Raw genomic sequence first — 14,809 nt, 5'->3', positions numbered from 1 at the left:
TTAATTGAACATGACAGAAAGCGAACCAGGGAAGGATTATTTACTATGAAGAAACTCTTATTTCTTGTAATAATTATCATTATTCTCAGGGCTTGTGGGAAAAGTAATGATGGGATCCACAAAAGGAACAGAAGGGGATATTGTCAAACCGATTGAAGCAGCACTGGACGTAACGGAAAAAACAGATGGTGACAAGCCAATGAGGTTCAATTTGTGGTCTGGAAAATGGTAAAAAAGAGGGAATTCATACACATAAGGAATTTAAGTTATAAGTAATATAATAGGTTTGTGCAGAAAAGTGGCTGGGACTAAACCAATTCCTCCCCTAAAATGACGAACAACGACCTTTATTAGCTCCGGAAATATGTGTAGCCCCCGCGAAAGCGAAGTATATTTCCAGAGCGGTTATATGCAACATTTTTCGGTTATTTCGGATTTTTCTTTTGTTAAAACACTTCTCGGTCTTTTTTATTAACTCGTTTGCTGATTTTTTTCGTTGATTTGATACCGATCTTTAACAAACACCAAACCTAGTTCATGATGATCATCCTGATAGATTGCCGTTTGTAAGAGTCTGGGTTCCCACGCACGGTCCAATACTTCCAGTTTTGCAAATGCTCCGCTTATTTGGAGGAACTGATAAAATTGATCAACGTTCTGCACTGTCCGCCCATTAACTTTACTTATTTTCTCGCCAATCTGAATTCCCAATCGTTCAGCGGGTGTATGTGGAACAATCGCGATAACGGTCAACCCACGTGTACTCTGGCTGAAAAAGGATTGTTTAGCTCCATCTTTCGAGCGATGCCTGTAGCTGACAAATTCCCTACCCAGTATGGCAATTACCACAGCTGCAATTGATAAACTCCAATAGAATATGCTACCTATTGCGATCAGCAATACGATCATCCCAAGCAGACCCATTTTTCTGCCAAGGCTTTTTGCAGCAACCTCAGGAAGTACATTTTTCACCGAATGATCGAAACCAATAATAAATGGAACTAATAATACACCATATGTTTCCCCGTCTACCGAAATGGACGGCCAGTATGCAGCAAAAGGTGCAATCAGGCCAGTCGGAACCAATGTAAAAAATGGGATGAAACTCAGCTTTTTGAGATGATGGAACCCAACCCATTTTCCCCTTGAACCAACTGTTAAATTTGGATACGTTTCACCCTGCTTAATCCTGTATGTAAGGATTGCTTCCACTAGTAAAAACAGACCCGCAAGTAAGGCAATCCCTGCAAAGTTAATGTCTTCGAAAAGTTGATGGTCAAAGTATGTTTGATTGTTAATGATAATTGGCATAAATAGCAGCAGTATTAACGTTCCACCAATGGTGTAGCTTGGGGAAAGAAAGGTGAAACGCATGGATAAACTTAGCAGAATGGTTACTGCACAAAGAAGCGCAATGGTTTCATACGAGAATACAACGCCAGCACCGATACAAATCCCTGACACCAAAATACCCACAAATATGGATACGGTCCAGGTGCTTTTCCATTCTGAAAAAACATCAGCTATTTTTATTCCGAAGTTAATTCGTTCCCGCTTTATTCTTCGTATCCCTGCAAATATGATAAAAATAAAGGTCCAATATGTTAATGGATTTAAAAATAACTTACCGATTCCTTTAGCAAATTCCATTGCCCATACCTCAAGCATCCTAATCACCTTCCATATAACTGCATGTCATTCATTCGATATCTATCATTTTTCCTCTATGTAGTTGCATCTATTATAGCTCATATTGCATGCAGGAAAAACAAAAAACTCGCGGGTTTCCCCGCGAATTTCGAATTAATATAAACTGTTTAATGCTTTTCCAAGCTGCTGGTCATCCTCACCACTGCGAATTTTTTCAACAATTTTGCTTTCGATTAATCCAGCAGTTTCTTCATCGATGCTTCCAGTCACTTTTAAGTCGTTATCTGCTTGAAATCTTTTTACAGCCGCTTCCGTTTCTTTATTAAAATAACCATCGTTTCGACCAGGATTATACCCTAATCCGCGAAGCATCGTTTGAACGTTTTTGATTTTTTCTCCAGTATGATTGTACGTTAATGGTTCTTTTACCTGTATCGGATTTGTATAGAAGTAATCTGGTTGTTTGACCTTAATCGTTGGTTTGATTCCCTTCTCATGTATCCAATTTCCTTCGGGGGAAAGCCATTTAAAGAAAGTCAATTTAATTGTACTGCCGTCACCGAATGGAATTGCCTTCTGTACGGTACCCTTACCAAAGCTTTTTGTACCTACCACATCATAGCCAGTTTCCTTCATTGCAATCGCCAAAATTTCCGAAGCAGAAGCACTTCCTTCATTTACCAACACATTTATCGGATAAGGCTTTTTCTCCTCTAGGTCGGAATATGTTGGTGTTTTTTTACCATTCCCGTCCTCAATCTGGACCATTGGCATATCTTTTGGAATAAACTCCCTTAATATTTCTTCAACGGCACTTAGCAGTCCACCAGGATTACCACGGACATCTATAACAAGACCTTCCATGCCCTTTTCTTCGAGTTTGGCAAGCTGTTCTTTAAAATCTTTTGCTGTGTTTTCAGAAAAAGTGGTAATCTCAATAATACCGGTTTTATTGCCATCAATTGTCTTCATCTTAGAATAAACAGTCTCAATCGGTATATCATCCCGGGTAATTGTCACATCAAACGGCTCCGATACTCCCGGCCGCTTGATTTCTAAAACTACCTCAGAACCTTTTTCACCCCGGATTTTTTCAACCGCTTCATATAGATCGAGTCCTTTAACACTCTTATTATCTACACTAAGAATTTGATCTTTGGGCCGCAGACCGGACTTTTCCGCAGGTGAATCCTTGATTGGTGCAATGATAGTAACTGTATCATCAACCATACTCACTTCTGCGCCTATTCCTTCAAATGAAGATTCAATTGTTTCATTAAAATTCTTCATCGTTTCGACGTCCATATATGTACTATACGGGTCTTCAAGCGTGTCCAACATACCCTGAATAGCACCCTCTATTAGTTGCTGTCCCTTCACATCCTTCAAGTAATTTTGTTCAATTAAATTATAGGCTTGGACAACTTTGGTCATATTCTTAGGAGTTTCAGTGGATATATCGTTGCTTCCGCCAGGTTCGTTTGCAGTAAGATCGTTTATACTCTGAGGTTGATCAGATTGCGCTAATTGGACGCCAAAATATGCCCCACCAAATCCAAGTATCAATGCACCAATCAAAACTAAAATAATGTGCTGCTTCTTTAAATTCATTGCTTCACCCCTGTTCCTAAACATTTTTTAATCGTGTAAAATATACAAAAAAACACATTCGGGATATTCATATCTATTCATCCATGAAAATCGTTAAAAAGTTTTTTGCCTGTTGCGGAACTAATGGCGAAATCCTAGATTTCTATTCCTTTACGATAAACTTTCTAAAATTAAAAAGGCATCACACCGTAATGTGCGATGCCTTTTTATATTATAGTCTATGCCAAACAATTGCAAATACATGCAATCTAATTTAAAAATTGAGCTGGATCCACAGAGCTTTCATTTCCCCGATATTGACCAACATGTACCTCAAAATGTAAATGTGGACCCGTAGACAACCCTGTAGTACCTACGTAACCAATTAATTCACCTTGTTCAACATATTTACCACTGCCGATTGCAATGCTCGACATATGCGCATATAAAGTAGTGTAGTCTGTTCCATTAATTGTTCCCGCAACAATTACATGATTACCAAATGTACTAGCATAATGCACTGGCATTGCATAACCAGAAATTGAAGCATAAATTGGAGTTCCTATTGGTGCGGCGATATCAACACCTGCATGTAATCTGGAAGTATGATATATCGGATGGTAGCGCATCCCATAATTTGATAAATGATTACCGGCTGCTGGCCAAATAAATCCGGAATTTGATGACTTTGACAACTGTTGAAGGTCGGCAGATTCCGACTCTGCCTCCGCTCCTTGGTCTTTTGTTTCCTGTGCTTTTGCCTTGGCAGCTTCTTCACGGGCAGCCTGCTCCTTTGCTTCCCTCGCCGCTTTTTCTTTTCTAGCTTTTTCTAATGCTATTTGTTGTAATCTGGCTATTTCGTCCTCGGCCTCTTTCTTTTCATCCTGTAATTCTGCTTCCTGATCCATAAGACTTGCCTCTTGGTCTTCTAGGCTTGCCTTATTTTCTGCTAAATCAGCATGTTCAGCTTCCAATTGTGACATCAGCTCTTCTTTTTTAGCCATTTGATCATCGAGCTTGTTTTTAAGTGATACTAGTTCCTGCTTTTGTTTTTCTAATTCCTGTTTCTGTTGGACAACTTCCTGTTTCTTTCGTTCAACTTCCCTTTTCTCTGCCATATGTGTTTCCATAATATCTTTATCCTGGTCCATAATTGTGTTTACTGCTGTTGAACGGCTGACAAAGTCTCCAAAATTTTGTGAACCAAGAATAACTTCTATGTAGCGCATACTTCCACCATTTTGCTGAATAGTTCGAAGGCGTTCTTTTAAAAGCTTATCCCGCTTTTTAATACGTTCTTTTAGTTCTTTTATATCAGCCTTAAGCTGATCAATCTGTTTGTTGGTTTCGAAGATTTCTTTTTCTTTTGATTGAATAGTAGATTTCGTATCTGCTAGTTTCTGATCGATATCTTTTATTTCATTTGTTACCTTATCCTGCTTTGAAAGGTTCTTATCAATCTGTCCAGTCGTTTCTTCTTTTTTGTTTTTCACTTCATTCTGTTTTTCATTTAAATTATCCTGTTTTGATTCTATTTCGTTCAGTTTACTCTTCGCATCATCAATGGATGATGCTGAAACAGATTGACTTCCTACTAAAATACCAGTTAAAACTAGTGTCGCAAGTGAAGCATTAGAAATCCATTTGTTCATAATATTTTACGTCTCCTTTTCCTTATTTAGTTTTGTTCATGCTGCTAAAAGGGGATGGATGATCGCCAAAAAAATAAACGATCCCCATCATTGCCTTATACTTTCAGGAATTTACGAACGCTCATAACACTTCCCCAAATACCAATCAGAGCACCTATTGCCAGAACAATCAGTGACAGCTGCCATGCGAAAGGATTAAACGGTAATATCTCAACGAAACTAAAATCAATTCGATCACTAATTTTGGTGTCTAAATAGTAATAACCTCCAAGAATAACGCCGATTGGAATAATCGACCCTAACACACCTAATAACATTCCTTCCACAAAAAACGGCCATCTGATAAAACCATTGGTTGCCCCAACAAGCTTCATAATTCCAATTTCCCGGCTTCGAGCCATAATAGTTAGTTTAATTGTGTTTGAAATGAGGAATATAGCGGTGAAGACTAGTCCGGCGATTAATACTAAACCAATCGTTCTTGCATATTTGTTAAATTCAAATAAGCGTTGTACAACATCTTTACCGTAGTTAACTTCCTTAACAGAATTAAAATCCTTTATTTGGTTAGCAATACCCATTGTGTCAGTGGGTGTCTTAGCTGTTACGATATATACATGGTTGAGTGGGTTGTCCTGTTTAAAGAGCTGCCAAGACTTACCCTGCTCTCCCATGCTGTCAATGAGTTTCTTCAACTGTTCGTCTTTAGAAGAAAATTCAACAGTATCAACTTCATCAATCACTGATATCTTTTCACCCAATGTTTTAATCTGGGCTTCATCAGCAGTGCGGTCAATTAATACATTGATTTCAACATCATCTTCTATTTCAGCGGCCATTTGGTTTAAGTTAAAAACCAATGCCAGAAATGCCGCTACCAGAATGAGTGTTGTCGTAACGGCGCCTACTGAAGCCACAGTCATCCAGCCGTTTCTGAAAATATTCTTTACACCTTCACGGAGATGCCGTTTAGCTGTTCTAAATTTCATATCCGTATTCACCTCGATGTTCATCACGAACAATCAAACCGTCTTCAACTGCAATAACCCGTTTCTTGATCGTGTTCACTATTTCCTTACTATGTGTTGCCATAATAATTGTCGTTCCTCGAGAATTGATTTCTTCAAATACGCGCATAATCCCCCATGATGTTTCCGGGTCAAGATTACCAGTTGGTTCATCGGCAATCACAATTTTAGGATGGTTTACAATCGCACGTGCAATTGATACCCGCTGTTGTTCGCCACCTGACAGCTCATCTGGGATAAACCGGGCTTTGTTTTTCAGGCCGACGAGTTCCAGCACATCCATCACGCGTTTTTTAATATTTCTAGGTGACTCTTCGATTACTTCCAACGCAAATGCTATATTTTCATAGACTGATAGTTTGGGCAGCAATTTAAAGTCCTGAAAAATAACTCCTATTTCCCGACGCAGATATGGAACTTTCCTTTCTTTAAGCGAACTCATATCTCTATCATTAATCATTATTGTTCCCGTAGTTGGTTTAACTTCACGGTACATTAACTTAACAAATGTCGATTTCCCTGCACCACTTGGGCCGACGATATAAACAAATTCTCCTTGTTCAATATCCGTACTTATCCCATTTAGGGCAGTTACCCCATTGGAATATGTTTTATATACATCCTTCATTTTAATCATATATGTATCACCTTTTTATTTTTGTTGTTGTTCATGGCTGAAATTTTCTAGGTAAGTTTCTTCTAGACACAACATCCTTATAGTCTGACATTTCTTTTTTCCGCATAATTCTTATCTAGTATAACATCTTTCGACATAAATTTTAGGGGTATTAATATTACATTTGTGTTTCAAATGGTCCGCAGCTTTTACCTCTTTGTAATATCTTTATTAAGCGCAAAAAAGATGACAAATAGGAATACTCCCATTTGCCATCTTTTTAATTGGCTGTTTTCTATAAATCGTTGTTTTTGACACAAAATTCATAAACTGCGATGTAACTTTATATGAGTGTTAGTCCACCGCTGCGGAAAACCACTGCGCTTTCCGCGGGCGAGTGTCGAGTCTCCTTGCCCCGGCAAGGGGTAGCCGACGTTGCCCGCAAAGGGCGGTTTTAGTCGGGCTTCATTAACTGCCGTCCTCCGGGGTCTCGTCGATCTCTCACTTCCCGCAGGACAAGGAAAGCTTCCCTGAATAAGCATCGCACGAAGAAAAAGTGCTTTTCTTTTTCAAGGAGTCTCCGTATATTCAAGATGCTAAGTAAATGTGGAAAGTTAAACTTATTAAATCCACCACTTTTTCAGTGCCCTTGTGGCAAGGAGGCTTAAGCCGCGCCCGCGGCAAGCAACGGTCCGCAGCGAAAAACGCATTTTCATTTATTCTACTTCTTTTTTGCTAGCCAAGTGGCAATCTGTTCCACATCGTCGCCCGAAACCACCCCTGCCGGCATTGCACCTTTACCCTCTTTAATAATTTCCATAATTTCCTGCTTAGAGTATCGTGAGCCAACTTCGGTAATATCAGGTCCAGCACCGCCTGATAGGTCTGATCCGTGGCAATATGCGCAATTATTCTGGAAGATTTCTTCCGCTGTGCCACCGGATGGTTCATCACTTGCTTTTTCATTACCACCACAAGCGCTAAGAAGAAGTACCATTCCTAAAAGAAGCATAAAAATCCATGTCTTCATCGATGAGCCCTCTATTCTATTGTATTAGTTGTTGATTTGTGAACGTAAAAATGCATCGATGAACGGATTAATGTCTCCATCCATTACACCTTGTACATTACCAATATCCAAATTTGTCCGATGATCCTTAACCATTGAATACGGATGGAAAACATAGGAACGTATCTGACTTCCCCAGCCAATTTCCTTTTGCTCACCGCGGATGTCATCCAATTCCTGCTGTTGCTTCTCAAGTTCTTTTTGATATAGCTTTGATTTAAGCATTTTCATCGCTGTCGCGCGATTTTTAATTTGTGAACGTTCGGATTGACATGTAACAACGATATTCGTCGGCAGATGCGTTATCCGGATCGCTGAGTCAGTTGTATTTACATGCTGTCCACCTGCACCGCTTGAACGGTAGGTATCCACTTTTATATCCTCTGTTTTAATATCCACCTCAACATCGTCACCGAATTCAGGCATTACATCACACGATACAAACGATGTATGTCTGCGTCCCGATGAATCAAACGGGGAAATTCGGACAAGACGATGGACACCTTTTTCAGCCTTTAAATAACCGTAGGCGTTGTGCCCTATGATATTCAACGTAACACTTTTAATACCTGCTTCGTCCCCGGCTAAATAATCCAATGTTTCCACTTTAAAGTTTTTGGATTCAGCCCACCTCTGGTACATTCGCAGTAACATGCTTGCCCAGTCCTGTGACTCAGTTCCTCCTGCACCAGGATGTAATTCAAGCAATGCGTTGTTTGCATCATACGGTCCGCTTAGGAGCATGTGCAATTCAAAATTGTTGATGTCTGCGCGGAGGGATACTAGATCTTTTTCAAGTTCATTAAAAAGTTCAGTATCCTGTTCTTCTTTGACTAATTCATAACTAACTTCCGTATTTTCCAACCGTTCTTCTAACTCTTCAAACTTTGTGACATATTCCTTAATGCCGTTTGTTTCGTTTATTACTTTTTGAGCAGCATCAGGATCATCCCAAAAATTGCTTTCTGTCATTTCTAATTCAAGCACTTTGATTCGATCTTTTTTGACATCCAGGTCAAAGAGACCCCCTAAAGTCTTCAATTCGTGAATCCATTTTGTCCAAGTCATTTCTTATTTCTGCTAATTCCATTTTATCCACCTCAATTAAATAATTATGTAATGAAAAAGGGGTTCAGAAAACGGTATATTCCTTGTTTTTTGAACACCCTTCACCAGTTATTTATTTTCCGTGACAATTTTTATATTTTTTCCCGCTTCCACAAGGACAAGGGTCATTTCTGCCAATGTTCTCTTTCTTCACATATGGTTTCTTCGCTTTTTTCTTTCCGTCATCCTCACTGCCGGATACAGCTTGTGTGTCTTTAGCAACCTCTTCACGTTGGAGGTTTTGACGGATTTGTGCTTTCATCACATATTTAGAAACTTCCTCTTCAATCGCTATAACCATTTGTTCGAACATCGCAAAGCCTTCTGCCTGATATTCCTGCAGTGGATCATTTTGTCCATATGCACGTAAATGGATTCCCTGTCTAAGCTGGTCCATCTGGTCAATGTGGTCCATCCATTTGGAATCAACGGTACGCAGGAGAATTACTTTTTCAAATTCACGCATTTGCTCTGCCGTTAATTCTTCCTCTTTTTGGTCATACTTTACCTTCACTTTATCCAGGATAACCTCAATAATCTCATCTGTATCCTTGCCTTCGATATCAGATAATGTAATATCTTCTGGGTCCAGAAGGTTTCCATACAAGTAATCAATGACTGCTGATAATTCCTGATCTTCTTCATCATCAAACATGTGTGATTTCACAACACGTTCAACTGTGGATTTAATCATTTCCTCAATAATACTGCGGAGATTTTCGGAATCAATAACGTCAAAACGCTGTTTATAGATTATTTCCCTTTGCTGGCGTAATACATCGTCATAGGATAAAACAGTTTTACGTGCATCAAAGTTATTTCCTTCCACACGTTTTTGTGCTGACTCAACAGCGCGGGAAACCATTTTACTTTCGATTGGTTGTGTATCATCCATTCCAAGTCGTTCCATCATGTTCCGTAAATTATCTGAACCAAAACGACGCATCAGTTCGTCTTCCATCGAAAGATAAAATTGCGACATCCCCGGGTCTCCCTGACGTCCAGCACGGCCGCGCAACTGATTATCGATACGTCTCGATTCGTGGCGTTCTGTACCAATTACAGCTAAACCTCCACGGTCAATTACACCCTCACCTAATTTAATATCTGTACCACGGCCAGCCATGTTTGTAGCAATCGTCACCGATCCAGGCTGACCAGCGTTTTCAATGATTTCTGCTTCACGAAAATGATTTTTCGCATTCAATACATTATGCTTAACGCCGGATTTTTTTAACATCTGCGAGATCAATTCAGATGTTTCTACCGCTACCGTACCAACCAATACAGGCTGGCCATTTTCATAGCGTTCTTTAATGTTTTCAACAACTGCACGAAACTTACCTTCCATTGACTTATAGATCATGTCCGCCCTGTCATCACGCACAATTGTCTTATTCGTTGGAATAGCAATTACATCCATCGCATAAATATTGCGAAATTCTTCTTCTTCTGTTTTAGCTGTACCAGTCATACCAGACAGCTTTTGATACATTCTGAAAAAGTTCTGGAATGTGATTGATGCCAGTGTCATGCTTTCATTCTGGATTTGCAGACCCTCTTTCGCTTCAATGGCCTGATGCAATCCATCACTATACCGGCGCCCTTTCATAAGACGTCCAGTAAATTGATCAACAATAACCACTTCCCCATCTTCAACCACATAATCTGTGTCACGATGCATTGATGCTTTTGCTTTTAACGCCTGATTAATGTGGTGTGTAAGGGTCACGTTATTTAAATCAAATAAATTTTCGATATTGAAATATCGTTCAGCTTTATTAATACCTTCCTCCGTTAATTGAACACCCTTTGTCTTCACATCGTACGTATAATCTGTTTCATTTTTTAAGGTAGTAACAAATCCGTTTGCCTGTTGATACATGGATGCTGATTTCTGTGCACTTCCTGAAATTATTAATGGTGTCCTTGCTTCATCAATTAGGATTGAGTCGACCTCATCAATAATTGCAAAGTTTAATGGCCGCTGAACCATTTGCTCTTTATACAGCACCATGTTGTCACGTAAATAATCGAACCCAAATTCATTATTTGTTCCGTATGTGATATCACAGTAATATGCGTCACGTTTTTCTTCTTTTGTTAATCCATTTCCATTTAAACCTACTGTTAAACCGAGAAATTGATATAGTTCGCCCATTTCTTTCGCATCACGATCTGCTAAGTATTCATTGACCGTGATAATATGAACACCTTTTTCAGCAATTGCATTTAAATAGGCTGGCATCGTGGAAGCAAGTGTTTTACCTTCACCGGTTTTCATTTCCGCAATATTACCCTGATGCAATGCTATGGCACCCATAAGCTGAACAGGGAACGGGCGCATTCCTAGAACACGTTTTGAAGCCTCACGTGCAACGGCAAATACTTCAACAAGCATGTCATCAAGCGATTCACCATTTCTATATCTTTCTTTAAATTCTTCTGTTTTATTTTGAAAGTCTGTGTCTGCTAATTTTTCACAATCTGGCTCTAATGCTTCGATTTTATCGACAGTTTTCTGTAATCGATTCAATTGTTTTTGGTTTCCATCACCAAAGATTTTTGTTAATAATCCAGGCATAATTAACGCTCCTCAATTTGTTCAAAATCATCTATCTTTTACTATTGTCCATCATTCATAATAACACTATATAAACAACTATGCCAAGTACAAAGAAAAGCGAAGACGACTGTTCAGCGGCGGACAAATAGAAAAGAGCCACCCGGGGATGGGCAACTCTTTACAAATGGGGTAGATATAAAAATTTTGGCGGAAAATACAGAAGATACTAACTGTGGGCCACTTATGGTTGAAGGGAATGCTTCGATTGATTTTGCGCCTCAATGAGATCAGATAGTTTTCGATTAGTTGCAGCGATAATGACAAGTAATTGTGTTATCGTTTCTTCTTGTTGCCTCACTTTTATAGCTAATGAATCATAAGAAGTATAGTGCTGATCATTCACAAACATTCCCCCTCGTCTATGGCATACTTACTTATACCATAAAAAAAGAATAAATAGCTAATTGCCATTTTTTGATTTTGGGTATGTATTCGACATAATTCAACCTTCAAATAGGAGGTTTGCAGGGTGAAAAGGCTTTTTTATAGGTGAAAAGACTTATATTTCAAATCCAAATTTCAATTTTGGTAAAGTGTTCAACAAAATTCGACAAGCGGCGATCAAATTCTCGTTCAACAAAAAGAAACCACCCATAAAGGGTGGCTCCAAAAACATCTATTCGTTAACTGTTTGGTTCAATAATTCCATACCTTCCGTCTCTTCGACGATAAACAACATTAGTATCTCCAGAAATGGAATTCGTAAATACATAAAATGTATGTCCAAGCATATCCATTTGCAGTACAGCTTCTTCAGAATCCATTGGTTTAAGGTCAAATCGTTTTGTCTTTACAATTTCAATTTCATCTGAATCTTCTTCTACATTATTGTCTATTTGCTCTTTTTCAAGTTCAGCGAAAATGTGTTTTGCAGCCCCATTTTGACGCGACCTGCGATTCACTTTTGTTTTATATTTGCGAATTTGTCTTTCTAACTTATCCACCACAAGGTCGATGGCAGCGTACAAATCAATATGCTGTTCCTCTGCCCGAAGCAATAAGTTCGTCATTGGAATTGTTACTTCAATTTTCTGCTCATCATTATAGACACTTAAATTTACATGTACATCAGAAGTTGGAGGTGTATCAAAATATCGTTCCAGCTTGCCTATTTTCTTTTGCACGTAATCGCGTATTGAACCTGTCACCTCAATATTCTCACCACGAATGTTGTATTTCATAAAAGTGTCCTCCTTTCATCCTTATGTATTTACTATTCTACAATACCCTGTCTAATTCCTGCTTAAACTAAATAAATTCCATGGAAAATGATGCAGAATTTTGTCGGAATTTCTTAGCCCTTATGAGCAAAGGTTTTACAACAGCTACCTATTTATTTTATTATCCCCTAATTAATGTAAATGAACTTACTTTCGGACACCCCGCTTCCTGTAATAATGTCGCAGCATGACGCAGAGTCGCGCCGGTTGTATAGATATCATCAATCAAAATAACCTTGTTACTTACCACGGCGTTTAAGGAAAATGGATTACGTGCTGAAATTCTTTCGATCCGTGTTTTTTTGGATTGCTTCTCACCATGTATCCGGGTTAATATTTCTTTTTTTTCCACTTGTAAATAGTCTGCAAGCATTGCGGATTGATTAAATCCGCGTTCCAGTAACCGTTCATCGCTTAATGGAATTGGAACCACAATTGAATCGTTTATTTCATTACCAAATGCAGTCTTAAAGGTCTGAACAAATGACTCTTTGAAAATATCACCTAAACAATAATCCCCGCGATACTTCCATTTTGAAATCATTTCTTTTATTGCAGGATTATATAGAAAAACAGATTGATTCATTGCAAGGGGGTCTTTCGTTTTGTTTCTCCACCTTTGACAATCTGAACATATTTTGCCGTCACAGGAGCGACTGCAGACTATACACCTAGACCCGCTAATAAATTTTAAATCACCTGCACACTTTAGACATAATACTTTTCTTTTGGGGAGCAGCAGAAAATCGGTCCAGGATACGCTTATGATTATTTCTTCATCGCACCATAAACAATTCATCTATTTAAAACCTCCCCGCCGATTCATTGATTTGATTGACCTTATTGCTTTTACCATCGCATCGGTCTTGCCATCGTGAAAAAATACTACTTCTCCATCTGGATCATCAATGCTTCTGCCAGCACGCCCCGAGATTTGAACCAATGCGGCTTCATCAAACACCTCATGTCCCGCATCAATTACCGCAACATCCACCGAAGGAAATGTCACTCCACGTTCCAAAATGGTTGTTGTAATTAATATTAAAATTTCCTTGTTTCGGAATTGCATAACCTTTTCTTCTCTGTTCACATCGGAGGCATGCACTGTAACCAGGTCCAATTCCGAGGTAATATCCTCTGAAATCAATAGCTTTTCAATCAGCTTCTCCCCCATTCGTTCTGCCAAATTAATGGTCGGGACAAATAGTAATAATTGTCGACTTGGTGTCCTTCTATTTTTTAACCAGGTAAAAAAATGATTGGGCGGAAGAAAACGCTGGATACTTTTACGAAGATTTAAGGACATTTTCATTGTAGGGACAGGTAAGGGATGCCCGTGAAATCGAACAGGCACAAAAATATGAGCTAAATTATTCCTTGCGATTCTTTTTCGATGCATCTTGCGAGGTGTGGCAGTCAGGTAAATCGTCGTGCTTGTTTCATTTTTAGCACGGCTAGTAGCATATGGTAGCGAGGGATCAGCATGAAATGGAAATGCATCAACCTCATCAATAATCATCAGATCAAAGGCTGCTTGGAAGCGAAGCAATTGATGGGTGGTTGCAAGAATTAGCTGAGCGGTGCCATCATTATCTTTGCTTCCTCCATATAACCCTTGGATGTGAACGGAGGAAAACGCTTGACGAAACCTAGGGAGCAGCTCACGTACAACATCTGCTCGCGGTGTTGCCAAGCAGACTCGTTTGCCTTTTTTAAGTGCCGACGTGATTCCCGCGTAAAGCATTTCGGTTTTCCCAGCGCCACAGACAGCCCAAATGAGAAGTTCTTTTTCAAGATTGGTTACAGCCTCAACAATCCGCTCACTGGCTAACTTTTGGCGCTTAGTCAGTTCGCCAATCCACGAACACGGATTAGCATGGCTTAGCCAGTCCGGTTTTGATCCTTGCCAACTGTATAGTGATTCACATTCCAGCACCCTACCCATCTCAATACATTTCCGGCAATAGAGATGCTGTTTACGACAAATTTGGCAGGGAATTATTCCAAATAATGAACGTTTTTGATTGTTGCATCGATTGCATTTAGGACCGCTAAATTTCCTGATGATGGAAGCATGGGGAATAAATTGTTGTTGATTGAGCAGTTGTTGAAATGTTGCATGGTCGAGGGGGATTTCCTTCCGAAGCAATAATTTGCCGGAATAGCGCAAAGCTAATGTCAGCTCAGAATGTGGATCAAAGGGGGTTAGTTCGTTCATGGCACACTCTCCTTATATTAATGGTGTGAAGCC

General features: G+C 39.3%; 13 protein-coding genes. 1 reads left to right on the top strand and 12 read right to left on the bottom strand.

Features of this window, described 5'->3' with window-relative positions:
* The first annotated feature begins 106 nt into the window (after window positions 1-106).
* Window positions 107-232: a hypothetical protein gene (locus tag CFK37_RS20545; protein ID WP_281251593.1), complete on the top strand. Its 126-nt coding sequence runs from the start codon at window positions 107-109 to the stop codon at window positions 230-232.
* Window positions 233-471: 239 nt separating this feature from the next.
* Here CFK37_RS20545 and CFK37_RS11540 read toward each other — a convergent pair whose 3' ends face one another.
* The 12 genes from CFK37_RS11540 to CFK37_RS11490 all read right to left on the bottom strand — a co-directional run bounded on the left by CFK37_RS11540 (window position 472) and on the right by CFK37_RS11490 (window position 14,776).
* On the bottom strand, window positions 472-1,668 hold the full coding sequence (locus CFK37_RS11540; protein WP_089061990.1) for a PDZ domain-containing protein: 1,197 nt from the start codon (window positions 1,666-1,668) through the stop codon (window positions 472-474).
* 135 nt (window positions 1,669-1,803) lie between these two features.
* Entirely contained in the window at window positions 1,804-3,261 is a 1,458-nt protein-coding gene (locus CFK37_RS11535) for a S41 family peptidase (protein ID WP_089061989.1), read from the bottom strand.
* 248 nt (window positions 3,262-3,509) lie between these two features.
* On the bottom strand, window positions 3,510-4,892 hold the full coding sequence (locus tag CFK37_RS11530) for a murein hydrolase activator EnvC family protein (RefSeq protein WP_089061988.1): 1,383 nt from the start codon (window positions 4,890-4,892) through the stop codon (window positions 3,510-3,512).
* A 95-nt stretch (window positions 4,893-4,987) separates the two neighbouring features.
* Window positions 4,988-5,881 (bottom strand): permease-like cell division protein FtsX, encoded by an 894-nt coding sequence (gene ftsX / locus CFK37_RS11525; RefSeq protein WP_089061987.1) that lies wholly within the window; start codon window positions 5,879-5,881, stop codon window positions 4,988-4,990.
* Complete coding sequence (ftsE, locus tag CFK37_RS11520) at window positions 5,871-6,557, bottom strand: cell division ATP-binding protein FtsE (RefSeq protein ID WP_089061986.1); 687 nt, start codon at window positions 6,555-6,557, stop codon at window positions 5,871-5,873. Before ftsE ends, ftsX begins: the two co-directional genes overlap by 11 nt.
* Window positions 6,558-7,257: 700 nt before the next feature.
* The gene (cccB, locus tag CFK37_RS11515; protein WP_089061985.1) at window positions 7,258-7,566 is read right to left on the bottom strand and encodes a cytochrome c551; all 309 of its coding nucleotides are present in this window, start codon (window positions 7,564-7,566) and stop codon (window positions 7,258-7,260) included.
* Window positions 7,567-7,590: 24 nt separating this feature from the next.
* Window positions 7,591-8,695, bottom strand: a protein-coding gene (gene prfB, locus CFK37_RS11510; RefSeq protein WP_157724842.1) for a peptide chain release factor 2 whose coding sequence is annotated in 2 segments (ribosomal slippage) — window positions 7,591-8,622 and window positions 8,624-8,695 — 1,104 coding nt in all. Because the reading frame shifts where the segments join, the coding sequence is not laid out codon by codon here.
* A 90-nt stretch (window positions 8,696-8,785) separates the two neighbouring features.
* Window positions 8,786-11,296, bottom strand: a complete 2,511-nt coding sequence (secA, locus tag CFK37_RS11505) for a preprotein translocase subunit SecA (protein WP_089061983.1) — start codon at window positions 11,294-11,296, stop codon at window positions 8,786-8,788.
* 223 nt (window positions 11,297-11,519) lie between these two features.
* Window positions 11,520-11,681 carry a hypothetical protein gene (locus CFK37_RS19940; RefSeq protein ID WP_157724841.1) on the bottom strand — a complete coding sequence of 54 codons (162 nt, stop codon included), beginning with the start codon at window positions 11,679-11,681 and terminating at the stop codon, window positions 11,520-11,522.
* 280 nt (window positions 11,682-11,961) lie between these two features.
* A complete protein-coding gene (gene hpf, locus CFK37_RS11500; protein ID WP_089061982.1) occupies window positions 11,962-12,519 on the bottom strand; it encodes a ribosome hibernation-promoting factor, HPF/YfiA family in 558 nt (185 codons plus the stop codon).
* A gap of 160 nt (window positions 12,520-12,679) precedes the next feature.
* Entirely contained in the window at window positions 12,680-13,144 is a 465-nt protein-coding gene (locus tag CFK37_RS11495; RefSeq protein WP_245837214.1) for a ComF family protein, read from the bottom strand.
* Window positions 13,145-13,357: 213 nt separating this feature from the next.
* On the bottom strand, window positions 13,358-14,776 hold the full coding sequence (locus CFK37_RS11490) for an ATP-dependent helicase ComFA (RefSeq protein ID WP_089061980.1): 1,419 nt from the start codon (window positions 14,774-14,776) through the stop codon (window positions 13,358-13,360).
* Window positions 14,777-14,809 lie beyond the last annotated feature (33 nt).

It is taken from the genome of Virgibacillus phasianinus (assembly GCF_002216775.1).
Classification (GTDB): Bacteria; Bacillota; Bacilli; order Bacillales; family Amphibacillaceae; genus Virgibacillus_F; species Virgibacillus_F phasianinus.
Note: the sequence above shows the minus strand (reverse complement) of the source record. Positions and strands in the feature narration are given on the sequence as shown.